The organism is Aeromicrobium sp., assembly GCF_049586495.1.
Classification (GTDB): Bacteria; Actinomycetota; Actinomycetes; order Propionibacteriales; family Nocardioidaceae; genus Aeromicrobium.
In genome coordinates this window covers 1-23,331 of sequence record NZ_JBAVCB010000095.1, presented here as the reverse complement: position 1 = coordinate 23,331, position 23,331 = coordinate 1, and the positions used below count along the sequence as shown (strand labels likewise).

The 23,331-nt window shown below is 67.3% G+C and carries 25 protein-coding genes; 19 read left to right on the top strand and 6 right to left on the bottom strand.

Annotated features, from left to right (window positions below; translation table 11 throughout):
• Positions 1–2 precede the first annotated feature (2 nt).
• Positions 3–1,406 carry a cytochrome P450 gene (locus WB508_RS05430; RefSeq protein WP_423843863.1) on the top strand — a complete coding sequence of 468 codons (1,404 nt, stop codon included), beginning with the start codon at positions 3–5 and terminating at the stop codon, positions 1,404–1,406.
• Here the strand turns inward: WB508_RS05430 and msrA are convergent.
• The gene (msrA, locus tag WB508_RS05425) at positions 1,403–2,041 is read right to left on the bottom strand and encodes a peptide-methionine (S)-S-oxide reductase MsrA (protein ID WP_423843862.1); all 639 of its coding nucleotides are present in this window, start codon (positions 2,039–2,041) and stop codon (positions 1,403–1,405) included. The two genes, WB508_RS05430 and msrA, sit on opposite strands and share 4 nt — an antisense overlap.
• Positions 2,042–2,136: 95 nt before the next feature.
• Here msrA and WB508_RS05420 point away from each other — a divergent pair, with 95 nt between their 5' ends.
• A complete protein-coding gene (locus WB508_RS05420) occupies positions 2,137–3,237 on the top strand; it encodes an AI-2E family transporter (protein WP_423843861.1) in 1,101 nt (366 codons plus the stop codon).
• A gap of 21 nt (positions 3,238–3,258) precedes the next feature.
• On the top strand, positions 3,259–4,449 hold the full coding sequence (gene ilvA, locus WB508_RS05415; RefSeq protein WP_423843860.1) for a threonine ammonia-lyase: 1,191 nt from the start codon (positions 3,259–3,261) through the stop codon (positions 4,447–4,449).
• A gap of 3 nt (positions 4,450–4,452) precedes the next feature.
• Here ilvA and greA read toward each other — a convergent pair whose 3' ends face one another.
• The gene (gene greA / locus WB508_RS05410) at positions 4,453–4,956 is read right to left on the bottom strand and encodes a transcription elongation factor GreA (protein ID WP_423843859.1); all 504 of its coding nucleotides are present in this window, start codon (positions 4,954–4,956) and stop codon (positions 4,453–4,455) included.
• Positions 4,957–5,021: 65 nt separating this feature from the next.
• Positions 5,022–5,408 (bottom strand): DUF4307 domain-containing protein, encoded by a 387-nt coding sequence (locus WB508_RS05405; protein ID WP_423843858.1) that lies wholly within the window; start codon positions 5,406–5,408, stop codon positions 5,022–5,024.
• A gap of 84 nt (positions 5,409–5,492) precedes the next feature.
• Between WB508_RS05405 and mca the strand changes: the two genes are divergently transcribed.
• Positions 5,493–6,365 carry a mycothiol conjugate amidase Mca gene (gene mca, locus WB508_RS05400; RefSeq protein ID WP_423843857.1) on the top strand — a complete coding sequence of 291 codons (873 nt, stop codon included), beginning with the start codon at positions 5,493–5,495 and terminating at the stop codon, positions 6,363–6,365.
• Positions 6,366–6,374: 9 nt separating this feature from the next.
• On the opposite strand, the gene WB508_RS05395 is transcribed toward mca, so the two are convergent.
• A complete protein-coding gene (locus WB508_RS05395) occupies positions 6,375–7,190 on the bottom strand; it encodes a DUF1206 domain-containing protein (protein WP_423843856.1) in 816 nt (271 codons plus the stop codon).
• Between the two features lie 33 nt (positions 7,191–7,223).
• Between WB508_RS05395 and WB508_RS05390 the strand changes: the two genes are divergently transcribed.
• The 8 genes from WB508_RS05390 (at position 7,224) to WB508_RS05355 (ending at position 14,859) form a co-directional block, all read left to right on the top strand.
• On the top strand, positions 7,224–8,012 hold the full coding sequence (locus WB508_RS05390; protein ID WP_423843855.1) for a formate/nitrite transporter family protein: 789 nt from the start codon (positions 7,224–7,226) through the stop codon (positions 8,010–8,012).
• A gap of 31 nt (positions 8,013–8,043) precedes the next feature.
• Entirely contained in the window at positions 8,044–8,241 is a 198-nt protein-coding gene (locus tag WB508_RS05385) for a hypothetical protein (RefSeq protein ID WP_423843854.1), read from the top strand.
• Between the two features lie 64 nt (positions 8,242–8,305).
• Positions 8,306–9,103 carry a GntR family transcriptional regulator gene (locus WB508_RS05380; RefSeq protein ID WP_423843853.1) on the top strand — a complete coding sequence of 266 codons (798 nt, stop codon included), beginning with the start codon at positions 8,306–8,308 and terminating at the stop codon, positions 9,101–9,103.
• A gap of 14 nt (positions 9,104–9,117) precedes the next feature.
• A complete protein-coding gene (locus tag WB508_RS05375) occupies positions 9,118–9,453 on the top strand; it encodes a rhodanese-like domain-containing protein (protein ID WP_423843852.1) in 336 nt (111 codons plus the stop codon).
• The gene (locus WB508_RS05370; RefSeq protein ID WP_423843851.1) at positions 9,450–10,211 is read left to right on the top strand and encodes a sulfite exporter TauE/SafE family protein; all 762 of its coding nucleotides are present in this window, start codon (positions 9,450–9,452) and stop codon (positions 10,209–10,211) included. Before WB508_RS05375 ends, WB508_RS05370 begins: the two co-directional genes overlap by 4 nt.
• A gap of 65 nt (positions 10,212–10,276) precedes the next feature.
• The gene (locus WB508_RS05365) at positions 10,277–11,656 is read left to right on the top strand and encodes a rhodanese-like domain-containing protein (RefSeq protein ID WP_423843850.1); all 1,380 of its coding nucleotides are present in this window, start codon (positions 10,277–10,279) and stop codon (positions 11,654–11,656) included.
• A gap of 53 nt (positions 11,657–11,709) precedes the next feature.
• Positions 11,710–12,711, top strand: coding sequence for a HoxN/HupN/NixA family nickel/cobalt transporter (locus tag WB508_RS05360; RefSeq protein WP_423843849.1), 1,002 nt, complete (start codon positions 11,710–11,712; stop codon positions 12,709–12,711).
• 156 nt (positions 12,712–12,867) lie between these two features.
• The gene (locus WB508_RS05355) at positions 12,868–14,859 is read left to right on the top strand and encodes a thioredoxin domain-containing protein (RefSeq protein ID WP_423843848.1); all 1,992 of its coding nucleotides are present in this window, start codon (positions 12,868–12,870) and stop codon (positions 14,857–14,859) included.
• Here WB508_RS05355 and trhA read toward each other — a convergent pair.
• Positions 14,831–15,532 carry a PAQR family membrane homeostasis protein TrhA gene (trhA, locus tag WB508_RS05350; protein WP_423843847.1) on the bottom strand — a complete coding sequence of 234 codons (702 nt, stop codon included), beginning with the start codon at positions 15,530–15,532 and terminating at the stop codon, positions 14,831–14,833. The genes WB508_RS05355 and trhA overlap by 29 nt on opposite strands.
• Before the next feature lie 17 nt (positions 15,533–15,549).
• Here trhA and uppS point away from each other — a divergent pair, with 17 nt between their 5' ends.
• Entirely contained in the window at positions 15,550–16,314 is a 765-nt protein-coding gene (gene uppS, locus WB508_RS05345) for a polyprenyl diphosphate synthase (protein WP_423843846.1), read from the top strand.
• On the opposite strand, the gene WB508_RS05340 is transcribed toward uppS, so the two are convergent.
• Positions 16,311–16,715, bottom strand: coding sequence for a hypothetical protein (locus WB508_RS05340; protein WP_423843845.1), 405 nt, complete (start codon positions 16,713–16,715; stop codon positions 16,311–16,313). The two genes, uppS and WB508_RS05340, sit on opposite strands and share 4 nt — an antisense overlap.
• Positions 16,716–16,845: 130 nt before the next feature.
• Here WB508_RS05340 and WB508_RS05335 point away from each other — a divergent pair, with 130 nt between their 5' ends.
• The 6 genes from WB508_RS05335 to WB508_RS05310 all read left to right on the top strand — a co-directional run.
• The gene (locus WB508_RS05335) at positions 16,846–18,237 is read left to right on the top strand and encodes a PhoH family protein (protein WP_423843844.1); all 1,392 of its coding nucleotides are present in this window, start codon (positions 16,846–16,848) and stop codon (positions 18,235–18,237) included.
• Between the two features lie 39 nt (positions 18,238–18,276).
• Positions 18,277–19,518, top strand: coding sequence for an extracellular solute-binding protein (locus WB508_RS05330; RefSeq protein WP_423843843.1), 1,242 nt, complete (start codon positions 18,277–18,279; stop codon positions 19,516–19,518).
• Positions 19,515–20,330 carry a carbohydrate ABC transporter permease gene (locus WB508_RS05325; protein ID WP_423843842.1) on the top strand — a complete coding sequence of 272 codons (816 nt, stop codon included), beginning with the start codon at positions 19,515–19,517 and terminating at the stop codon, positions 20,328–20,330. The genes WB508_RS05330 and WB508_RS05325 overlap by 4 nt, the downstream gene beginning before the upstream one ends.
• Positions 20,327–21,322 (top strand): hypothetical protein, encoded by a 996-nt coding sequence (locus tag WB508_RS05320; RefSeq protein ID WP_423843841.1) that lies wholly within the window; start codon positions 20,327–20,329, stop codon positions 21,320–21,322. Before WB508_RS05325 ends, WB508_RS05320 begins: the two co-directional genes overlap by 4 nt.
• A 1-nt stretch (position 21,323) precedes the next feature.
• A complete protein-coding gene (locus WB508_RS05315; protein WP_423843840.1) occupies positions 21,324–22,466 on the top strand; it encodes an ABC transporter ATP-binding protein in 1,143 nt (380 codons plus the stop codon).
• A 2-nt stretch (positions 22,467–22,468) separates the two neighbouring features.
• A partial coding sequence (locus WB508_RS05310; protein WP_423843839.1) for a DUF2079 domain-containing protein occupies positions 22,469–23,331 on the top strand: 863 nt, incomplete at its 3' end.

The following is a 23,331-nucleotide window of genomic DNA, read 5'->3' as shown; positions in this document are numbered from 1 at the left end:
CGATGCTGAACGACTGGTCCGGGCAGACCTTTCCCCGGCCGACCGGACGCAAGCCGATCGTGGGCGACGTCGGAACGATCCGTCCTGGATCGCCGTTGCAGAGCGTCATGGAGAACTGCGGCGACCTCGGTCCCATCTTCGAGCTGAAGGTGTTCGACCAGAAGTTCGTGTTCGTCTCCAGCGCTGAGCTGGCCGCCGAGCTCAGCGACGAGAAACGCTTCGAGAAGGCGCTGTCGCCGGCTCTGCTGGCGCTGCGTGATTTTGCTGGGTCGGGGCTGTTCACCGCGTACAACGACGAGACGGACTGGGAGCTGGCGCACACCCTGCTGATGCCGGCCTTCACCAAGGCCGCGATGCAGCGCTACCACCCGATCATGCTGGAGGTCGCCCGCGAGCTGTTCGGTGCGTGGGACGGGGTGGATCGTCCGGTCGACGTGTCCGCGGACATGACCCGGCTGACGCTCGAGACCATCAGCCGATCGGCGTTCAGCACCGACTTCGGGTCGTTCAGTCGTGAGGAACCGCATCCCTTCATCCCGGCGATGATCGAGGCCCTGAGATTCGGGCAGCGCAAGGGCTCGCTGGCGACCATGCCGGGAGCCGCGATGCTGATGCGTCGCATCGAGAAACGCAACGCCCACCATCAGGCATACGTCGACGACCTGCTCGACGGCATCATCGCCGAGCGGCGGGCCGAGCCGACGGGCACAGGGGAGCCTGATCGGGATCTGCTCGGCATCATGCTCAACACGCCGCACCCCGAGACGGGCGCGCGACTAAATGACCTCAACATTCGGCACCAGATCCTGACGTTCTTGGTGGCGGGGCACGAGACGACGTCAGGCGCGCTGTCGTTCGCCCTGTACTACCTCTCGCGCCACCCGGAGGCTCTCGCCGCGGCCCAGGCCGAGGTGGACGAGATCCTCGGATCGGACCGCACGGCTGAGCCGACCTTCGAGCAGGTGCCCAAGTTCCGCTACGTGCGACGCGTGCTCGACGAGGGTTTGCGGTTGTGGCCGACGGCCCCGGCCTACACGCGGACTCCGCGCGAGGAGCTGACCCTCAGCACCGGCCACACGATGCGCCCCGGCGACTGGGCGATCATCGTGCTGCCCATGACTCATCGCGATCCTGCGGTGTGGGGCGAGACTGCGGACGAGTTCGATCCCGATCGCTTCACCGTCGGCCGCTCGCGTGGGCGCACGCCCCAGACCTACAAGCCATTCGGCACCGGCGAGCGGGCCTGCATCGGCCGGCAGTTCGCGCTGCACGAGGCGGTGCTGGTGCTCGCGATGCTGCTGCACCGCCACGACATCGCGGGCGACCCCGACTACGTCCTGCGGATCGCCGAACGGCTCACCCTGATGCCCCAGGGCTTCGAGCTGACGCTCACGCCTCGCGGCTAGACGTACTGCACGCCGGTGGCGTGCAGCGGGCAGTACCCGTACGGGTTCCGAGCGAGGTACTGCTGGTGCACGGCCTCGGCGTAGTAGTACTCGCTCAGCGGCAGGATCGACGTGGTGATATCGCCGTAGCCAGCCGTGGTCATCTGTTGCTGGTACGCGACGCGGGACGACTCGGCCAGGGTCTGCTGCTCATCAGTCGTGGTCAAGATGATCGAGCGGTACTGCGAGCCTCGGTCGTTGCCTTGACGCATGCCTTGAGTGGGGTCGTGGTTCTCCCAGAACACCTGCAGCAGCTGCTGGTACGTGACCTGGGCGGGGTCGTAGACCACCCGGACAACCTCCGCATGACCCGTGCGGCCGCTGCAGACCTCGTCGTAGGTGGGGTGGGGCGTGAGGCCGCCGGCATAACCGACCGTGGTGGACCAGACGCCTGGGATCTCCCAGTAGGTCTTCTCCTCGCCCCAGAAGCAGCCCAGACCGAAGACGGCGATCTCATGGCCGGCAGGACCATCTGAGATGAGCGCGTTGCCGGTCACCGCGTGGGTGTCGCCGACGGAATAGGGACGTTCGGCGCGGCCCGTGAGGGCGGTGTCGGACGTGGGAAGCTCGCGTGTGCGGCCGAACATGATGGTCATCACCTCTCATCAGGCGAACCGGCTTCGCCCACATGATGACAACGTCTGGGCCGCGCCGCCTGTTCCCTGCACCATTCGCGAGTAGCGTTCGTCTCGTGAGCGAGAGATACGAGGTTCCGCCCGGCGTCGAAGCAGCGACTCAGTGGGCCTGGCGGCTGATCGTTCTTGCCGTGGCCGGACTCGGCTTGTTGTGGCTGTTGCGGTTCTTCAGTGAGATCACCGTGCCGATTGCCATCGCGATGCTGGGCACCGCGCTCACCATCAACGCCGTCGACTGGCTCCAGGCCAAGGGCATTCCGCGTCTGGCGGCCACCTTCATCGTCGTGCTCTCGCTGCTGGTGCTCTTCTTTGGCATGCTCACCCTGGTTGGACAGCAGTTCTCGACGCAGTTCACCGACCTGCGCGCCAACGTGGTCGAGGGCATCACCCAGGTGCAGGACTGGGCCAAGGATCCACCGCTGAATCTGTCGGACAACCAGATCCAGTCCTACATCGACAGCGCGAAGCAGACCATCTCCGCCAGCGACACCGCGCTGCTGAGCACGGTCGGTTCGGTCGGCACCACGGTGACCCATGTCCTCGCGGGATTCTTCATCGCGCTGTTCGCAGCGTTCTTCTTCCTGTACGAGGGTCAGCGCATCTGGAGCTGGATCGTCGCGATCTTCCCGCGCAGCGCTCGCCCCAAGATCGACAGCTCTGGCCACAACGCCTGGAACACCTTGACCCAGTTCGTCCGTGCCACCGTGCTCGTCGCGCTGGTCGATGCCTTGGGTATCGCCATTGCCGCATGGGTGCTCGGAGTCCCGTTGTCGTTCGCAATCGGTGTGCTCGTCTTCCTCGGCGCTTTCGTGCCCATCATCGGTGCTCTCGTCTCTGGCATGGTCGCCGTGCTCGTCGCACTCGTGGCGCAGGGCCCCGTCGTGGCACTGTTCATGCTGATCGCCGTGGTGGTGGTGCAACAGATCGAGTCACACGTCCTGCAGCCGTTCTTGATGGGCCGGTTCGTGTCGGTGCACCCGTTGGCGATCATCTTGGCCATCGCGGGAGGCATCGCCGTTGCCGGCGTGATCGGTGCACTGATCGCGGTGCCGCTCGCGGCCACCCTCAATGGCGTGGTCCGTCACCTCGTGGACACGGCGCAGGAGTATCAGGACGACCCCGAGGACGACGTCGACGTCGAGTCCGAACCAGCGTGACCTCACTACTAGGTTGGCACCATGGACCTGAGTGACGTACGAGTCGCGCGCGAACTGCTGGCCGACGTCATCGACGTGACGCCGGTGTCGCACTCGCGCTGGCTGAGCGAGCGCACCGGCGTGCCGGTGTACCTGAAGGCCGAGAATCTGCAGCGCACCGGCTCGTTCAAGATCCGCGGCGCCTACGTGCGCATCGCCCGCCTGTCAGAGGCCGAACGAGCCAATGGCGTTGTCGCGGCCAGCGCGGGCAACCACGCTCAGGGCGTTGCTCTGGCGGCTCGGATGCTGGGCACGAAGGCCACGATCTTCATGCCCGAGGGTGCGGCGCTGCCCAAGGTCGCAGCGACCGAGGGCTACGGCGCCGACATCCGATTCCACGGCGACGGCGTCACAGCAGCGCTCGTGCCGGCGATGGCCTTCGCCGAGGAGACCGGCGCGGTGCTGATCCACCCGTTCGACCACGAGGACATCGTGGTGGGTCAGGGGACGCTCGGGCTGGAGATCCTCGAACAGGTGCCTGACGTCCGCACCATCGTGGTGCCGCTCGGCGGCGGTGGCCTCACCGCGGGCGTCGCCCTGCTGAAGACCGAGCGACCCGACATCCGCGTCGTCGGCGTGCAGGCTGAAGAGGTCGCCGCCTACCCGGCGTCGCTGGCAGGCGGCGTACCGGTTGCGGCCTCGATGGGCTCCACGATGGCCGACGGCATCGCCGTCGCGCAGCCGGGATCCATCCCGTTTGCGATCGTTCAGGACCTGGTCGACGACGTCATCACCGTCAGCGAGGAGGCCATGAGCCGCGCGCTGATCGGCATGCTCGAGCGGTCCAAGCTGCTGGTCGAACCTGCCGGTATCGCCGCGGTGGCGGCGTTGCTGGACCGGCCCGGCGAGTTCGAAGGCCCCGTGGTCCCAGTGCTCTCGGGCGGCAACGTCGACCCGCTGGTGCTGCTCGACGTCATCCGGCACGGGCTGGTGGCTGGTGGCCGGTTCATGCAACTTGCCGTCCGGATTCCCGACCGACCGGGCGCCCTGATGGGTCTGCTGGCCGACCTGGCCAAGCTGCAGGTCAACGTCATCAACGTGAACCACGATCGAGCCGCCGAGTCGCTGGTCATCAACCAGGTCGACGTGGCGATCCAGGTCGCGACCCGCGGACCCAAGCACCGCACCGAGGTGGCCCAGCGGCTCAGCGCGCTGGGCTATCAGATCCTCTAGGGATCAGAACGGCTTGGCGGCGATGACCTCGACGGTCAGCGTCTGTCCGTTGGGCGCTTCGTAGGAGACGCTCTCGCCGACCTTCTTGCCGTGCAGCGCGCTGCCAAGCGGTGACGTGGGGGAGTAGACGTCGATGTCGACCGTGGAGTCCATGCTCAGCAGCTCGCGAGATCCGAGCAGGAACTGCTCGGTGTCCTTGTCGCCCTTGAAGCGGATCGTGACGATCATGCCGGTTTCGACCAGGCCGTCGTCGGCCGGCTTCTCGCCGACCTCGGCCTTGCGCAGCATGTCCTCGAGCTGATCGATGCGGGCCTTGGTCTTGCCCTGTTCCTCACGGGCGGCGTGATAGCCGCCATTCTCCTTGAGGTCGCCCTCGTCGCGAGCCGCAGCGATCTTGGACGTGATGTCGTGCATGACCTCGCCCTTGAGGTGCTCGAGCTCGGCCTGCAGTCGGTCGTACGCATCCTGGGTGACCCAGATGGTCGTGGACTCGATGGGCTGAGTCATGAGGTTCCTCCTAAGACGTGAACAACCCCGGGATTCTGCCCGGGGTGAACTACCGAGGCTATCACTCAATCGCGCGCGACACACGTCCTCAGGACACCTGTGACAGCCCGTCGTTCTGTTCGGACGTCGATCGCGACGCGCTGCTCCTGCGACGTCGACCCGGGAAGGTCCAGTGACTTCTCGCCCACGATCGAGTGATCCTCCGCTTGGGCGTAGACGGTGCACCGGACGGCCAGCGGGTCTGGCCGGACCACGTCGAGCGTCACGGTGACGAGATTGTCGTTCTTCACCTCGTAGGCCCAGACCCGCGCCGTCACGGGTCGATCCTGAAATCCGACCCACGCTGCGAAGGCGACACCGATGCTGATGCCGATCACGGCGATGGTTGGCCAGAACCAGCGCGAACGTTCGGTGCTCCCGTAACGCTCGTGCAGGTCGGTCGGTTGGCTCACCCACCCAGTGTCTCAAACGGGAACACCCGCTCCTCGGGCGCTGTTGTCAGCAGGAGAAGATGACGTGACCCCGAAGGAGCACCCATGGCCGAGAAGCTTCGCCTCATGCACGTGCACGCCCACCCCGACGACGAGTCGAGCAAGGGTGCTGCGTCGACTGCCAAGTACGTGGCCGAGGGTGTCGACGTGCATGTGGCCACCTGCACCGGCGGCGAACGCGGCAGCATCCTGAACCCGCAGTTCGAACACCCCGGCATCCTGGACAACCCCGAGCTGATCACCGAGATCCGGCGCGGGGAGATGGATCGAGCCCGCGAGATCCTGGGCGTCACCCAGGACTGGCTCGGCTTCGTCGACTCTGGCTGGCCCGAAGGCGATCCCAAGCCGCCGCTACCTGAGGGCTGCTTCGGTCTGGTTCCTCTGGAGGAGGCCGCCGAACCGCTCGTTCGACTGATCCGGTCGTTCAAGCCGCACGTGCTCACCACGTACGACGAGAAGGGCGGCTACCCGCACCCCGATCACATCAAGTGCCACGAGATCAGCGTCTACGCGTTCGAGGCGGCCGCCGACCTCACGAAGTACCCGGACGCGGGGGAGCCATGGCAGGTCTCCAAGCTCTACTACCACCTGGGGTGGAGCTGGAAACGCATGGACGCGATCTCCCGGGCCATGGCCGATCACGGTCTGGAGAATCCGTACGAAGAACGCCTCAAGACGTGGGAGCGCAAGCCCGAGGATGAGGCCCGGTTGACCACGCAGGTCGAGTGCGCCGAGTACTTCCCCATCCGTGACGCGGCCCTGCTCGCGCACGGCACCCAGATCGATCCCGATGGCTGGTTCTTCGCCGTGCCGCACGAGGTCCAGGCCCTGGCATGGCCGACCGAGGACTACCAGCTGGTCACGTCCCACGTCGACACGCAGGTGCCGGAGACCGATCTGTTCGCCGGTCTGCGCTGACGCTGTTCCCTACTGGTCGATGTGGCGCGACCAGGCGAAGCAGTACACGCCGAACGCGGCCAGCCCCAGGGCGACGGTGCTCAACAGGTAGGGACCGAATGGCTGTTCCCGCAGGGTCTTCAGCGCGTCGTCGAGCCCACCGGCCTTGTCCGGGTCATAGGTGATCCCAGCCCACACGAACAGTGCTCCGACAATGGCCAGAGCCGCGCCCTTGGCGATGTAGCCGACCGTGCCGACTCTCACGATGCCCGTGCCCGCTGCGCCGGAGGTCGCACCGGATGCGAGGTCGTGGGTGAAGGTGCCTCGGACACCTCGCCGCACCTGGAGCGCCGCGATGACGATCGCCACGACGCCGATCGCCACCACCAACCAGCGTCCCGAGGGGACGCCCATCAAGCGTGCCGTGACCGTCTCTTCGCTGGCACCGCTGCCCGAGCCTCCTGACCCCATTGCGATCTTCGCTGCGGTGAAGGCAATGGTCGAGTACACGAGGGCCCGACCGACCGACCGGGCGCGCTTCCACCACAGCTGCGCGCCGTCAGCGTCCCGGTGGCCCCACACGCCCTCGGCCAGCTGCCAGATGGCGAGGGCGACCATGCCGATCGCGCTGACCCACATCATCATGCCGCCGAGGGGCTTCTGGGCCAACGACTGCAGGGCGCCGCCGGCGCTGGCGTTGTCGCCAGAACCCGACCAGGCCACTTGGAACGCGATGGCGGCGATCACCAGATGAACCACGCCGTAGGCCACCAGTCCGGTGCGCGCTCCGACCTCCACGGGCGTGCTCTCGGCCGCTCTCCCCGCCTTGCCTCGCGCGCTTCCCATGCCGGCAGCCTGCCACGGCCCTAGAGTCACGGCATGAAGACGAATCCCGAACGCCCCGAACCGGAGCTCGAGGAGGCGTTCGACCGCCTCGTCGACGAGGGCACCGAACGACTCGAACGACCCATGTCCACGCTGATCTCGACCGGCATCCTCGGGGGGATCGACGTCGGATTTGGTGTGCTCGCCTACTTGATCGTCAAGGAGCACACCGGAGACACGGTGCTGGCCGGCATCGCGTTCTCTATCGGTTTCGTCGCCCTGCTGCTGGGCCGGGCCGAGCTGTTCACCGAGAACTTTCTCGTTCCGGTCACGGCCGTCGTCGCGCGCTGCGGCACGTGGCGGGCGTTGGCTCGGCTGTGGAGTTTGACGTTTGCCATGAATCTGGTCGGCGGACTGCTCATCATGTACATCCTCGTGACAGCGCGGCCCGATCTGGACACCACGGTGGTCGAGGTGGGCACCCACTACGCCGAGCTGGGTGTCAACGCCCGCAGCTTCGCCCTGGCGGTGCTGGCGGGAGCCGTGATCACCCTGATGACACGCATGCAGCACGCGACTGAGCATCTCGGGGTGCAGATCGTCCCGGCGATCCTGTTCGGGTCGCTGCTGGCCGGCGGCGAGCTGTTCCACTGCGTTCTCGACTCGCTGTTCATGATGGGCGCCCTCCTCGCAGGTGCGGACTTCGGTCTGGGCGAGATGGCAGTTGCCATCGGCTGGTCGATGCTCGGCAACGTCGTCGGTGGCATCGGCCTGGTGTCCGCGTTGCGGTTGCTGCGGGTTCCCAAGAAGGTGGAGGAGGAGCGGGAGTCCGACGACCGGTGAATCCCTCGAGCTCCGCCGGTAGGCTGGACACATGAACACGTACGCCGCTCTGATGTCGGCCGCGGCCCTCGTGGCCGCCGACATCCCCATCACCCGCGACAACGTCAAGCCCGGCTGGGTCGCTCTCGGCATCGTCGCCGGCCTCGGGGTCGCACTGTTCTTCTTGATGCGCTCCTTCATCAAGCACTCCAAGCGGGCCAATCAGCCGTGGGAGGGCGAAGACTCCTAGCGCTCGAGTTGCCAGATCCCTAATGTACGAACATTATGGGTGGAGGTAGGCATCGGAGGACTTCGTGAATCAGGGACGACGTACGACGGCAGAACCGCGGACGCTCGACCGTTCGAGCAAGACGCCGCTGTGGAGCCAGCTGCGCGATGACGTGGCCCGTCGGATCGATGAGGACAGCTTCAGCACGTCCTTTCCCGGCGAGCACGCACTCTGCGAGCAGTACGGCGTCAGTCGGCAGACGGTACGGATGGCTTTGCGCTCCCTGCGCGAGGCCGGGGTGGTCTCCGCAGCACGAGGTCAGGAGTCGCGCCTCGTCGCGACGCAGATCGAGCAGCCTGTGGGCACGCTCTACAGCCTGTTCGCGTCGGTCGAGGAGGCAGGCATGACGCAGGACAGCGTGGTGCTCGCCCTGGACGAGCGTCGCGACGCCCGGGCGGCAGCCGAGCTCGGGCTGGACGAGGAGGCGCCACTGGTGTTCCTGCACCGCGTCCGTCTGGCCGACGGCGAGCCGATGGCTCTTGACCGGGCCTGGCTGCCGGCCGAGGTCGCGCGACCGCTTCTGGGCGCGGACTTTCGCCATACCGCGTTGTACGCAGAGCTCGCGCAGCGGTGCGACGTCCATCCGTCCGGAGGTGCCGAGACGATCGACGCGGTGGCGTTGCTCGCTCCTCAGGCTGCCACGCTGGCGTCCGAACCTGGCGCCCCCGCCTTCGCGATCGAGCGTCTCGGCTACCACCGGGGTGCCCCCGTGGAGTGGCGCACCACCGTGATTCGCGCCGACCGCTTCCGCATTCGAACCGACTTCTCTGCGTCCACCGGCCTGAGAATGACGGCCTCCGGCCAGGCCCAGCCATCCCACTGACATCAGGAGGAACCATGTCCGAGCCTGTCGTTGACATCGACCCCACCCAGGCGCACGACCTGCACGAGTCCGGTGCCGTGGTCTTGCTCGACGTCCGTGAGCCCGAGGAGTGGCAGGCCGGGCACGCGCCCGGTGCGCTGCACATCCCGCTGGGGGACCTCGATGCGGATCGAGTCGCAGGATCGGACATCGTGGTGGTCTGCCGGTCCGGCAACCGGTCGGGCCAGGCGGTCCAGCGGCTGGCTGCCTCTGGCGTCCCGGCTCGCAACATGACGGGCGGAATGAAGGCGTGGGCGGCCGACGGTCTCCCGATCGTGACGCCGCAGGGCGGCCCGGGAACCATCGCGTGACCCTTCTCCTGGCGATCGCCTGCGGGCTGGTCATCGGCATGGTGCTCGGCGCGTTGGGGGGCGGCGGATCCATCCTCGCCGTGCCGGCGCTGGTGTACGTCCTGGGCCAGTCCGCCCAGGACGCCACCACCGCGAGCCTGGTCGTCATCGGGATCAGCGCAGCCATCGGTGCCGCCAGCTACCTGCGCGACGGCCTGGTCCGTTGGAAGGTCGGGCTGGTCTTCGGCGTGCTCGGCATCGCCGCGTCGTTCGGCGGCACCGCATTGAACCGCAGCGTCGACGAGAACGTGCTGCTCGGGTCGTTCGCCGGCATCATGGTGGTCTCGGCCGTTGCCATGATCGTCACGAAGCGCCCGAGTGGCGCGGGTGCGACCCCGGAGATCTCTCCTGTCGTGGCGGCCTCCATCGTCATCACGGCCCTCGTGGTCGGATTCTTGACCGGATTCCTCGGCGTCGGCGGAGGCTTTGTCGTGGTGCCTGCCTTGGTCATCATCCTGCGGTACCCGATGCATGTCGCCACTGCCACGTCGTTGCTGGTGATCGCGCTCAATGCCGCCGTGTCGCTGAGCATCCACGCCACGCGGTCGCCGCAGTTCGACTGGGAGGTCATCGTCCCGTTCACGGCTGCCACGATCGTGGCCTCGCTGCTCGGCAAACGCTTCGCGTCGCGGTTCTCCAGCGACGGCCTGTCCGCGGCGTTTGCCGGCATCCTGCTGCTGGTCGCTGCCGGGATCACGGCCCAGGTTGTCCTTTTCTGAAATGTGCGTACATTGAAGTTGAGCAGCCACCATCGTGACGTTCCACTGTGCCCAGGAGGCCCGAGATGACGACGACCGACGATTTGCGCATCATCGCGATCGAGACCCCCACGCTGGGAGATCGCAGCTACGTGGTCCACGACGGCGAGGTCGCCTTCGTGGTCGATCCGCAGCGAGACATCGACCGAGTGCTGTCCATCCTTGAGGAGCACTCGGTGCGGCTCACCGACATCTTCGAGACGCACATTCACAACGACTACCTCACCGGTGGTCTGGCTCTGGCCGGACAAACTGGTGCGGCGTACCACGTCAATGCCGAGGACGACGTGTCGTTCGAGCGCACGGACATCCGCGACGGCGACGTCGTGACCGTCGGCGAGCGCATGCAGGTGCGCGCCATCTCGACTCCCGGTCACACCTTCACCCACCTGTCCTACGCCTTGAGCGACGCGGCTGCCGAGGAGTCGGTGGGGCTGTTCTCCGGTGGCTCGCTGTTGTTCGGTGCCACCGGTCGTCCCGATCTGCTCGGCGACGACAACACCGACACTTTGGCGCGCCACCAGCACGCCTCGGCGCACCGGCTGGCTGAGATGGTGCCGGACGAGACCGATCTGTTTCCCACGCACGGTTTTGGCTCCTTCTGCGCGGCCTCGCAGTCCGATGCGACCGAATCAACGGTGGGTCACGAGAAGAAGGCCAATCCCGTCCTGACGCAAGACGAGGAGACCTACGTCCGCGAGCTCCTGGAAGGTCTTGGTGACTGGCCGGCGTACTACGTGCACATGGCACCGGCGAACGCCGAGGGCCCCTCGGAGCCCGATCTCAGCCCGCCGGAGCTGGCCGACGCGGCTGCGCTGCGCCAGCGCATCGAGGCCGGCGAGTGGGTCGTCGACCTCCGCAACCGCAAGGTGTTCGCGGCCGGCCACGCCCCCGGAACGCTCAACTTCGGTCTCGACGGTGGCTTCGCCACCTACCTCGGCTGGTTGATCACGTGGGGCACGCCCGTGACACTGCTCGGCGAGTCGGCCGACGACGTCGCCGAGGCGCAGCGTGAGCTGATCCGTATCGGCATCGATCCGGCGGCCCACGCCACCGGCGAGCCACGCCAATGGACGACCGAGAAGCTGGCGAGCTTCAATACCGCGACGTTCGGTGATCTCGAGCAAGTGCTCCACCATCGTTCTGTCGTCATCCTCGACGTCCGACGTGCCGATGAGGCCAAGGACGGTCGCATCGCTGATTCGATCAACATCCCGCTGCACGAGCTGCCGTCGCGTCTCGCCGAGGTTCCGGACGGCGAGGTCTGGGTGCACTGCATGTCGGGCTACCGCGCTTCGGTGGCGGCGTCACTGATCGACGCCTCGGGACGGACCCCCGTCGCGATCGACGACGACTTCAACAACGCCAGCGAGGCTGGTCTGCCGATGGCCGAACCGGCGTCGTGAATCAGCGCGTCGTCGCGCGCCTCTCATCCGCCGACCGGCGAACGATCGGATGGATGGGAGCGTTCATTGTCTTCCTGCACGTCGCGGGATGGGGTTTGCTCGTTCTGGCTGCGTCTCGCGGGTCCCAGTCCGCGACTCAGGGGGCGCTGGGTCTCGGCCTTGGCGTCACGGCGTACACGCTCGGGATGCGGCACGCCTTCGATGTCGACCACATCGCCGCGATCGACAACACGACGCGCACGTTGCTCTCTGATCGGCAGGCGACCGAGCGACGTCCGCTGTCCGTAGGCTTCTGGTTCTCCCTGGGCCACTCCTCGATCGTCCTGGGCCTGTGCCTGCTGCTCGCGCTGGGCGTGCGCACCCTGAGCACCCAGCTGCAGGACGAGTCATCCACCCTGCAGCAGACTGCCGCCGTGATCGGAACATCGGTCTCAGGATTCTTTTTGCTGCTGATCGGCATCATCAATGCGGTCGTCCTCGCTGGCATCGTCACCGTTGCGCGTTCCATGCGACGCGGCGACTACGACGAGCACGAGCTGGACGAGCAGCTGGCGCGTCGCGGTTTCATGAACCGGATCCTGCGTCGCGTGACCCGGACCGTGAGCAAGCCGTGGCACATGTACCCCGTCGGCGCCCTGTTCGGCTTGGGCTTCGACACCGCCACCGAGGTCTCGCTGCTCGTGCTGGCCTCCGGAGCGGCGGCGCTCAGCCTGCCGTGGTACTCGCTGCTGGTGCTCCCGATCCTGTTCGCCGCGGGCATGTCGTTGCTGGACACGATCGACGGCGTGTTCATGGGATATGCCTACGACTGGGCCTTCCTGCGGCCCGCGCGCAAGGTCTACTACAACTTGGTCGTCACGGCTTTGTCCGTCGTGGTCGCCCTCATGATCGGAGGGATCGAGATCCTCGGACTGTTCGGGCTGGGCAGCATGGAGCTGGACGACATCGGTTACCTGGTGTTCGCCGTCTTCGCCGCGACGTGGCTCGTGGCCGTGGTGGTGTGGAGGATGGCTGACATCGAGGACCGCTGGGGCGCTGCGGTGGAGTCGCGATGAACCACCTGCGGACCCGATCGACACGCCGCTGCGAGCAGTGCCGGGTACGCATGCGTGTCGTCATGAAATTTCCCCAAGGGACTTGATGTACGTACATCCACGGTGACAGCCCCGATCAAGGCCGGGGTGTGCGGGTGCTCGTGGCAGGGTGGGTCCGTGGCCAACCATCTCGCGCGCTCGACGTCGCCGTACCTGCTGCAGCACGCCGACAATCCGGTCGACTGGTGGGAGTGGGGTCCCGAAGCGCTGTCGCTCGCCCAGGAACTCGATCGCCCGATTCTGCTGAGCGTCGGGTACGCGGCGTGCCACTGGTGCCACGTCATGGCGCACGAGTCGTTCGAGGACCCAGCCACTGCTGCCTTCATGAACGACCACTTCGTCAACATCAAGGTCGATCGTGAGGAACGCCCTGATGTCGATGCCGTCTACATGCGCGCCACGACCGCCATGACGGGTCAGGGCGGGTGGCCCATGACGTGCGTGCTGACGCCGACCGGAGAGCCGTTCTTCGCCGGAACGTACTTCCCGCCCGAACCGCGGCAGGGCCAGCCGGCGTTCTCCCAGATCCTGCAGGCCCTCGCGGATGCGTGGGAGAACAAGCGAGAGGACGTCGAGAAGGTGGGCCAGGACGTGCTGGCGCATCTCGGCGAGGCGATCGACGTCGGGGGAGCGGCCCTCGGACCGAGTGATCTCGATGCCGCGGCGGCGAAGCTCGCGACGGCCTACGACGCCGATGCTGGCGGTTTCGGAAGCAGTCCCAAGTTCCCGCCGTCGATGGTGCTGGAGTTCTTGCTGCGTCAGGCCGACCGGACTGGCGGGTCGCTCGAGCACGTGGCCGGCACGTGCGAGGCGATGGCCCGCGGTGGGCTGTACGACCAGCTCGCGGGCGGCTTCGCCCGGTACTCGGTCGACCGGTTCTGGCGGGTTCCGCACTTCGAGAAGATGCTGTACGACAACGCACAGCTGCTGCGGGTCTACCTGCACTGGTGGCGCCAGAGCGGGTCGCCACTCGCCGAGCGGGTGGCGCGGGAGACGGCCCGCTTCATGCTCGACGAGCTGCGGACGCCCGAGGGCGGTTTTGCCTCTGCGCTCGACGCCGACAGTGACGGCCACGAGGGAACGTTCTACGTCTGGAACCCCAATCAGCTGATGCAGACGCTCGGGGTTGCGGACGGAGCGTGGGCCACCCAGCTGCTGGGTGTCACCGGACCCGGCACCTTCGAACGAGGGTTCTCCACCCTGCAGCTGCGCGAGGATCCAGGCGACCCTGAGCGTTGGAACGACGTGCGGTCACGCCTGCTGGCCGCGCGCGCAGATCGCACCCGACCCGACCGTGACGACAAGGTGGTGGCGTCCTGGAACGGCTTGGCGATCACCGCGCTCGCAGAAGCAGGCGTCCTGCTGGAGGAGCCGAGCTTCGTCAGTGCCGCCGTCGACGCCGCCGAGCTGTTGGTGCGGGTGCACGGCACCGACGGCGCGGGTTTCGCCCGGACCTCGCGCGCTGGTGCGGCCGGGCAGAACACCGCTGTGCTGGAGGACCACGGTGCCGTGGCCGAGGCCTTCGTCGCGGTGCTGGGGGTCACCGGCGACGCGGTGTGGTTGCACCGTGCGCGCGTCCTGCTGGACCGTGCACTGGATCAATTCGCAACCGGTGACGGTCGGTTCTTCGACACCGCTGCGGACGCCGAGGCGCTGATCGTGCGACCGCGCGACGAGTCCGACAACGCCTACCCGTCCGGAACGTCCGCCGTCGTGCACGCCCTGCTCGCCTTCGCTGCGGTCACCGGCGACCACCGGTATCGCGCCGCCGCTGAGGCAGCAGTGACCGCAACGGCTCACCTCGCCACCGAGGTGCCAAGATTCGCGGGCTGGACGCTGGCCGCCGCCGAGGCGATGGCGGCCGGTCCGCTGCAGGTGGCGGTGGTCGGGCCGCCCGATCAGCGGTCCGCCCTGCATCGGGCTGCGCTCGCCCTCACGTCGCCCGGTGCTGTCGTCGTGGCCGGAGATCCCGGTCTGGACGTGCCGCTGTTCGCGGACCGGACCCTGGTCGATGGTTCGGCTGCCGCCTACGTCTGCCAGAACTTCGTGTGCCGGCTGCCGGTCACGCAACCAGCTGACCTCATCGCTGCTGGTAGGCCAGCAGACTGACGCCGACGTAGTGCACGATGAACGCCGCGATCGTGAAGGAGTGAAAGACCTCGTGGAAGCCGAACCACTTCGGGGACGGGTTCGGCCACCTGAACCCGTACACCGCGGCCCCGAGGGAGTACAGCACACCGCCGGTGACCAGCAGGACGATCACCGCGGTCGACGAGTTCTCGACGAACTCGGGGAAGTACAGCACAGCAGCCCACCCCAGCAGCAGGTACAGCGGGACGTACAACCAGCGCGGGGCGCCGATCCAGAAGATCTTGAACGCGACCCCTGCCAGCGCACCGCCCCACACCAACGACAGCATGATGATGGCGTGCTCGGTGCTCAGCAGGAGCACGGTGAACGGCGTGTAGGAGCCAGCGATCAGCAGGAAGATGTTGGCGTGATCGAAGCGTCTCCAGAACGCGCGCATACGGATCGACCAAGAACCGGTGTGGTACGTGGCCGACACGCCGAACAGCAGCATTGCGCTGACCATGAACACCGCGACGGCGAACCGAACGAGCACGTCGTCGGCGATCACCATCATCACCAGAAAGGCGAAGAACGCCAGCGGCAACGTGGCGGCATGCAACCACCCGCGGAGCTTCGGCTTGATCTCGTCGACGGTCTCGCGGACGCGGGCCCCGACCTCATCGACCAGGGTTTCGGTCCCAGGATCTGGCATGCGTTTACATTAGCCCCATGGCACTGACCGACGTCCTGTACGGCGCGTACGAGCGCAGACTGGCGCGGTCACTCGACCCTTCGCGCTTGCCGAAGCACGTCGGAGCGATCGTCGACGGAAACCGGCGGTGGGCCAAGGACGCTCGCCGCGACCTTGAGTCCGGCTATCAGGCCGGGGCGGCGAAGGTCGATGAGTTCCTCGAGTGGTGCGATGAGCTGGGCGTCACGACAGTCACCTTGTGGGTGCTGTCGACTGACAACCTGCAGCGCGATGCTGCAGAGGTCGCCAGCATCATGGCCGCTGTCGAGGACATGGTCGACCGGCTTGCGGCCGACGGCCGGTGGCACATCAACCTGCTGGGCAGCCTGGACCTGCTGCCGTCGGAGGGCGCCGGACGGCTCAAGGCTGCGGCGGATCGATCGGTTCAACATGGTGCAGACATGCGGGTCAACATCTGTGCTGGCTACGGCGGGCGCCAGGAGCTGACCGACGCGATGCGTTCGTTGCTGCGCGAGCAGGCTTCCCTCGGCCGGTCGCTGGAGGACGTCGCGTCGACCCTCGAGGTCGATCACATCGCCGAACACCTCTACACCAAGGGCCAACCGGATCCCGATCTGGTGATCCGCACCTCAGGTGAGCAGCGGCTGTCCGGATTTCTGCTCTGGCAGAGCGTGCACTCGGAGTTCTACTTCTGCGACGCCCTGTGGCCCGCGTTCCGCCGGGTCGACCTGTTGCGCGCCATGCGGTCGTTTGCTGCGCGCGACCGTCGCTTCGGGACCTAGGAGGAGCCGGAGAGGTCGTCGGGGCATCCGCCGGTCTCGCCGCCCTCACGCATCGACATCGACGCCGTGTCGTACGTGGCCCACGGCCCGAACTCGTTCTCGATGCACACGGTGAACTCGGTGGCATCGGTGTCGAACAGGTATCCACCGACCGAGTTGCCGGCGCTCAGCTCGATTCCCGCCTCCTCGAGCGTCGCCGTGGCCTCGGCGAGATCGGCCGGGTAGCTCGTGCTGCGGTAGAACTTCTCCAGCGCGGGCGCGGCAGTCTCGATGTCGTCCTGCACCGAGCTCAGGGCCGCGGTGCGGGAGGCGGCGTCCACGTCGTCCCCGTTTCTGGAGCAACCCGCAAGCGCACCGCCAGCCAGTGTGACGGCAAGAACGAGGGCAGCGAGAGGTCTCATGGACCGAGACTAGTAGGCGGTGCCCATGGGTCGGGCGTGTCGCCGTCGATCCGCCCGAGGGGAGGCATACGTTTCGAGAGTGTTGATGCTCGCCCCTGACATCACGCGCCGGGTCCACATCATCGATTAGATGCGACCGGCGCAGGGAGCGCGTGGGGTCGCTGAGGAGGCAGCCGTGGCTGCACAGAAGCGCGTGAGCACGAGCCCCGTCAGTTCTGGCCGTCGGACGTATGTTCTGGACACCAGCGTCTTGTTGGCTGATCCCAACGCCATCCTCAAGTTCCACGAGCACGAGGTGGTCATCCCGGTCGTGGTGATCACCGAGCTCGAGGGCAAGCGCCACGATCCCGAGCTCGGGTACTTCGCGCGCAGCGCGCTGCGGTTCCTGGACGATCTGAGGGTGCAGCACGGAACGCTTGACGTTCCCCTCCCGATCGGCGTGGAGGGCGGCACGGTCCGCGTCGAGCTCAACCACACGGACTCCTCGTCCCTGCCGTCGGGTTTCCGACTCGGCGACAATGACACCCGCATCTTGTCGGTGGCCCGCAACCTGGCCAATGAGGGACTCGACGTCCAGATCGTGTCCAAGGATCTGCCGATGCGGGTCAAGGCATCAGCGGTCGGCCTGGTGGCCGAGGAGTATCGCGCCGAGCTGGCCCAGGAGTCGGGTTGGACCGGGATGCGCGAACTGGAGATCAGCGGTCTCGACCTGGACTCCCTGTACGAGTCCGGCGAGATCGATCTGGCCACTCTCGACACCGCGGAGGCTCGCGACCTGCCGTGTCACACCGGCTTGGTGCTGATGTCGGAGAAGGGCAGCGGGTTGGGACGAGTCAGCGCAGACAAGACCATCCAGCTGATCCGCGGCGACCGGGAGGCGTTCGGCATCCACGGCCGTTCTGCCGAGCAGCGGGTGGCACTTGATCTGCTGCTCGATCCAGAGATCGGCATCGTGTCGCTCGGCGGCCGCGCCGGTACCGGCAAATCGGCGCTGGCGCTGTGCGCGGGGCTGGAAGCCACGATGGAGCGTGGCCAGCACAAGAAGGTGGTCATCTTCCGACCGCTGTACGCCGTCGGCGGGCAGGAGCTCGGCTACCTGCCGGGCAGCGAGTCCGAGAAGATGGGCCCCTGGGGACAGGCCGTGTTCGACACGCTCGGTGCCGTGGCTGCGCCGGCCGTGATCGAGGAGATCCTCGACCGGGGCATGCTCGAGGTGCTTCCGCTCACCCACATCCGCGGCCGCTCGCTGCACGACTCGTTCGTGATCGTCGATGAGGCGCAGTCGCTGGAGCGCAATGTCCTGCTCACGGTGTTGTCCCGCATCGGCGCCAACTCCAAGGTGGTCCTGACGCACGACGTCGCTCAACGCGACAACCTGCGGGTCGGTCGCCACGACGGTGTCGTGGCCGTGGTCGAGAAGCTCAAGGGCCACCCGTTGTTCGCCCATGTCACGTTGACTCGCTCGGAACGCTCACCCGTGGCGGCACTCGTGACCGAGATGCTGGAGGACGTGACGCTCTGACGTCGAGAAATAGCCCTGCCGCTGTGGCATGGTTTGCTCGTGAGCGTCATCGGCAGGGCCATCGCGCACGGCGCGGCTGCGTGCCTCGCGGTGGCAGGTCTCGCTGCGTGCGGTGCCGATGATTCCACTGACGAAGCGGTTGTCGACTGGTTCGTGGTGCCTGGTCGCGGTGACCAGGCCGCTCTGGCTGACACCTGTGCCGACGCGTCGGGCGGCGCCTACACAGTTCGGCTGCACCAGCTGCCGGCAGATCAGGACGATCGCCACACCGAGCTGGTGCGCCGGTTGTCCGGCGCAAATTCCTCGGTCGACGTGGTGAGCCTCGACACCCAGCTGATCGCGGAGATGGCTGGCGCCGGGTTCTTGGCGCCCGTGTCGTCGTCTCAACAACAGACGTGGAGCGAAGGGGTGGCTCCCGGAGCGCTGGCCGCCTCGACCCGGGAGGGGGCGCTCGTCGCCGCTCCGTGGTGGTTCGACCCGCAGCTGTTGTGGTTCCGCGGCCTGACAGCAGAACGCGCCGGACTCGACATCACCAAACCCATCACGTGGGACGACCTGATTGCAGGGGCCAGCCGGTTGGGCGTCTCGATCCAGATCGACGACGTGGACGGCACCGGAATGTCTGAATGGGTGGCTGGACTGGTCGCGGCACACGAGGGAACGCTCGTCACGGGTTCGGACGGATCGACTGCCGTGACGCTGGACTCCGATGCCGGCCGCGGGGCCGCTTCGGTCATCGAGTTCTATCGCGACTCCTCAGTGGGGCCGGGTCCGCAACCTGACGCCACCACGCGGTTCGCCGGCGCAGGGGGCGGATTCCTGCTGGCTCGCAGCTCGGCCCTGTCGGACGCTGCGATGCAGATCATCGCTCCTGAGCTGGGCGCCACCGCGTACCCCGTGATCGCCGACCGTGCCGCACCGCCGGCGGCCGGCATCTCGCTGGCCGTCGCGCGTGACTCCGACGACGCCCGGGCTTCGGCCGCCTTGATCTCCTGCCTGGTCGCACCGGAGCAGCAGCGGGCCCTCGTGATCGAGTCGGGTCACGGTGCCGCCCGACCCGCGACGTACGACGACAAGATCCTCCAGCGGGATACACCCACGGCGGCCACCGTCCAGACGTCGCTGCTGACCGCCCAGCCGGTTCCGCCCTTGCCTCGCTGGACTGCGATCCGACGCGCCATCGACCGCACGTGGCGACCGATTGCTGAGGTCAGCGTCAGCGCCACCCCGGAAGAGTCGCAGCGAGAGGCGGCCTCGGCCATCAGCGGTGAGCTGCCGTGAGGGGCTGGAAGTGGGTCGGCCCAGCCGTCGCCGTCCTCGTGCTGGTGACGATCGTGCCGTTGGGTCGCGCCATCTGGACGTCGCTGCACCGGTCCTCCCTGACCGCACCAGATGACGCGCCGCTGGTCGGCATCGACAACTACGTGAACGTGCTCACCAACCGGGCCTGGTGGCTCGCGGTGGCCACGACGCTGCTGCTCGTCGTGCTGGTGGTGATCACCCAGGTGCTGCTGGGATGTGTCTTCGGCGCCGCGCTCAACCGGTGGTCGCTCGCGTGGGCGCCCGCGCGTGCGCTGGTGCTGCTGCCGCTTGCTGTGCTCTCGATCGTCGGAGTCGTGATGTGGCGCGACGCAGCCACGACCGGTTTCGTGGCTGAGTGGTTTGGTGGCGCCGACGCGTCGACCCGGTCGTGGTTCGCGGTCGGCGTGGCCGAGGTGTGGCGCGGTACCGGTCTGGTCGTGGTGGTGGTGGCGGTCGCGCTGTCGCGCGTGCCCGCGTCGCTGCTCGCCTCGGCCATGGCCGACGGCGCCACCGCACGGCAGCGGTGGTCCAGAGTGGTCATGCCCTCCATCGGACCGGCGCTGGCGGCCATTGCCACATTCCGGGTGTTCGACACCTTCCGCGTGCTGGACGGACCTCTGCTGGTGGATCGCGCCAGCCCCGCCCGCCCCGTGAGCGTGCTGATGTGGAACACCCAGTTCACCGACTTCGAGCTGGGCCTTGGCGCTGCGATGTCGATGGTGCTGGTGCTCATGGCGGTGGTGCTCGCGGCAATCGTGGTGCCCCTGGTGCGGGTCAGGAACGCACTGTGACCGCCCTGATCGCGCCGCGGGTGCCCTCGATCCGATCGCGCCTCGCTGGCTCCTTGGTGGCGTTCCTGCTTGGATTCGGAGCCGCCAACTACGGCGTCTTCAGCGTTCCGAGTCCAGACCTGTGGATCTGGGTCGCGGTGTCATTCGTGTTGATGGGCACGGGGGTCTTCGGGGTGGTCACGGCCGACTCGCGTCGTGGCTTCTCGATCTGGGCGATCATCGGCACCGAGCTGTTCGCCGTGTTCACGCTGATCCCGATGCTGTGGCTGGTCAGCGTGGCCACCACGCCGGCTGGTGCGACCCGCGCGACGCTGTGGCCCTCGGAGGTGTCGTGGTCGGCTTTCGGGGACGTGCGCCGATCGGACGCGCTCCTGGGTGCTGCCGGCTCCTCGTTGGTGATCGCCAGTGTCGCCACCGTGCTTGCGCTGGTAGTGGCAGTACCGGCCGCCGTCGCACTCGTGCACCGCTCCCTGGCGGGTCGCCGCCTCGTCTATGCGGCGTTCGCCGCGGCCCTGCTGATGCCCATCGTGGTGCTGGCCGCCCCGGCGAGTGCCCAGCTGCTGGCGTGGGACCTGACGCAGTCACGTCTGGCCATGGCGGTGCCCACCCTTGCGGTGTCGCTTCCTCTCGCGGTGTGGTTGCTGGTCAGGCTAGTCAGCAATGCGCCCTGGACGCTGCACACCGCCATGCGGGCTGACGGTGCCGATCGGCGCCAGCGACTGCGGCACTTCGCTCTGCGCTACCTGGGTCTGGATCTGTTGATCGTGGCAGTTGTCGTCTTCTACTGGACCGCTGGCGACGTCGCTCTCGGGCTGGGGATGGCCTCGAGCGACGAGACGAGGCCGTTGCCCGCCACGCTGCTGGTGCTGACCGGCCGTGGCGAGGTCTCCAGCCAGGCAGTCGCTGCCGCGGGCGTGTGGTGGCTGATGCCAGCGGCGCTGATTCTCATCGTGTTCTCGCGACGTATCGTCGCTCTTCTGGGGAGGCCCTGACATGGCGTCGATCGAACTGCGTGACATCTCGTTCCGGCACGGTTCGCGTACCGTGCTCGACCAGGTCAGCCTGCACGTCCCAGACGGTCGAACGCTCGCCATCGTCGGGCCGCCCGGTGCTGGCAAGTCGCTGCTCCTGGCGGTGCTGGTCGGACTCCAGGAGCCGACGTCAGGTGATGTCCTGATCGACGACGTGGTCGTCACGAACGAGTCGCCTCGCGCTCGTGACCTCTCGATGCTGTTCGACGACTACGCACTGCACCCCCACCTGGACGTGTACGACAACCTTGCCTTCTCCTCCACGCTGCGTCGGGGCCACGACAAGATCGAGCTGGACGAGCGCATCGAGGACGTGGCGAGCTTCCTCGCTCTCGACGGGGTGCTGGATGAGCGGCCGGACAGCCTCGAGGACGCACTGAAGCAGCGCGTCGCCACGGGTCGTGCGCTGGTGCGCGAGGCGAGGGCGTACCTCCTCGACGAGCCCTTCGCGGCTCAGTCAGAACGCCTGCGCACGCACGTGCGGTCGGTCGTGCTGCAGTGGCAGACCGACCACGGCCGCACCACGATCCTCACCACGTCCAGCGTCGACGAGGCGCTGTCGTCGGCCGATCGGGTCGTGGTGCTGCACCAGGGCTTCGTGCACCAGGTCGGCACCCCACGTGAGCTGTACGAGAAGCCAGCCGACATGTTCGTCGCTGGGTATCTCGGCACCCCGCCGATGAATCTGATCCCCGGATTCCCCGGTCCTACCGGCATCGAGACGCCGGTCGGAACGCTGTCGATCGACGCGGCTCTGCGATCGCGTCTGACCGGACGAGATGTCGTCGTGGTCGGGGTCCGCCCAGAGCACCTCTTTGAGTCCGCCACGGTGCCCGAGGGCGGGTTCGGGATCACCGCGGCGGTCGACGACGTCGAGTGGCGGGGTCGTAGCCAGTTTGCCTACCTGGGCTACGACATCGACCCGGGTGTCGAATCAGTCTTGAGCGAAGTCGAGGATCTCGTCGAGTTCGATCTGTTCCAGAGCTTTGTCTCAGCTGAGATGCCGTCGGAGAGCACGATCACCATGGGTTCGACGCTGTCGATCGTGGCGGCGCGCGAGCACGTGCACGTCTTCGACCCGGTCAGCGGCGAGAACCTCACCTAGCCGTGCGGACACCCCTCACGATCGTGGTCAGCCTGCTGGCTGCGGCCGGCTACGCCACGGTGTCGCTGGTGCGATTCGCGACCTTCGTGCCCGTGTCGTACGACAACGGAATCTTCGAGCAGGCGGTCAAGAGCTATGCGCGCCCCGGGGCTCCGATCGTGGACATCAAGGGGCCGGGCTACAACATCCTCGGCGATCACTTCTCGCCCATCGATGCTCTGATCGCGCCGGTCTACCGGGTGCTGCCGTCGGCGCAGACGGTGCTGCTGGCCCAGGTGCTGCTCATCGCGGTGTCCGTGGCGGTCGTGACTCACCTGGCCCTCCGAGTGCTCGGCACGGGTTGGGGTGTGGCGGTCGGGCTCATGTACGCCGTGTCGTTCGGCCTGCAATCGGCCGTCGAAGCCACCTTCCACGAGGTCGCTTTCGCTGCACCGTTGCTGGCGCTCGCCGGAGCCGCGTACGTGGATCGACGATGGCGGGCCGTCGTGGGCTGGTCGATGCCCCTGTTGCTGGTCAAGGAGGACCTCGGGCTGACGGTGGCCGTGATCGGTGTCGTGCTGTGGCTGTCGGGTCGCAGTCGGCTTGGGCCGGCGGTGCTCGTCGGTGGTCTGGTTGCGACGGCGCTGACCGTTCTGGACGTGATTCCGGCCTTCGCCACGGACGGCTACGCCTACGCGTCGACGCTCGGGGGCGACCGCGGGCTGCTGGCGACGCTGACCGACGACCCCAGCCGCAAGGTGGCCACGGCGGTGCTCACGGTGGCAATCACGGGGTTCGCGGCGATGTTCTCGCCGTGGGCGCTGCTGGCGCTGCCAACGTTCGCGTGGCGCTTTGCTGGGGACAACGCCAGCTACTGGGGCACCGA

Coding starts and splice junctions, on each gene's coding strand:
- WB508_RS05430 (WP_423843863.1), top strand. CDS start 3: ATGCTGAACGACTGGTCCGGGCAGACCTTTCCCCGGCCGACCGGACGC.
- msrA (WP_423843862.1), bottom strand. CDS start 2,041: ATGACCATCATGTTCGGCCGCACACGCGAGCTTCCCACGTCCGACACC.
- ilvA (WP_423843860.1), top strand. CDS start 3,259: ATGGACCTGAGTGACGTACGAGTCGCGCGCGAACTGCTGGCCGACGTC.
- greA (WP_423843859.1), bottom strand. CDS start 4,956: ATGACTCAGCCCATCGAGTCCACGACCATCTGGGTCACCCAGGATGCG.
- mca (WP_423843857.1), top strand. CDS start 5,493: ATGGCCGAGAAGCTTCGCCTCATGCACGTGCACGCCCACCCCGACGAC.
- WB508_RS05395 (WP_423843856.1), bottom strand. CDS start 7,190: ATGGGAAGCGCGCGAGGCAAGGCGGGGAGAGCGGCCGAGAGCACGCCC.
- WB508_RS05390 (WP_423843855.1), top strand. CDS start 7,224: ATGAAGACGAATCCCGAACGCCCCGAACCGGAGCTCGAGGAGGCGTTC.
- WB508_RS05385 (WP_423843854.1), top strand. CDS start 8,044: ATGAACACGTACGCCGCTCTGATGTCGGCCGCGGCCCTCGTGGCCGCC.
- WB508_RS05375 (WP_423843852.1), top strand. CDS start 9,118: ATGTCCGAGCCTGTCGTTGACATCGACCCCACCCAGGCGCACGACCTG.
- WB508_RS05365 (WP_423843850.1), top strand. CDS start 10,277: ATGACGACGACCGACGATTTGCGCATCATCGCGATCGAGACCCCCACG.
- WB508_RS05360 (WP_423843849.1), top strand. CDS start 11,710: ATGGGAGCGTTCATTGTCTTCCTGCACGTCGCGGGATGGGGTTTGCTC.
- trhA (WP_423843847.1), bottom strand. CDS start 15,532: ATGCCAGATCCTGGGACCGAAACCCTGGTCGATGAGGTCGGGGCCCGC.
- uppS (WP_423843846.1), top strand. CDS start 15,550: ATGGCACTGACCGACGTCCTGTACGGCGCGTACGAGCGCAGACTGGCG.
- WB508_RS05340 (WP_423843845.1), bottom strand. CDS start 16,715: ATGAGACCTCTCGCTGCCCTCGTTCTTGCCGTCACACTGGCTGGCGGT.
- WB508_RS05335 (WP_423843844.1), top strand. CDS start 16,846: ATGCGACCGGCGCAGGGAGCGCGTGGGGTCGCTGAGGAGGCAGCCGTG.
- WB508_RS05315 (WP_423843840.1), top strand. CDS start 21,324: ATGGCGTCGATCGAACTGCGTGACATCTCGTTCCGGCACGGTTCGCGT.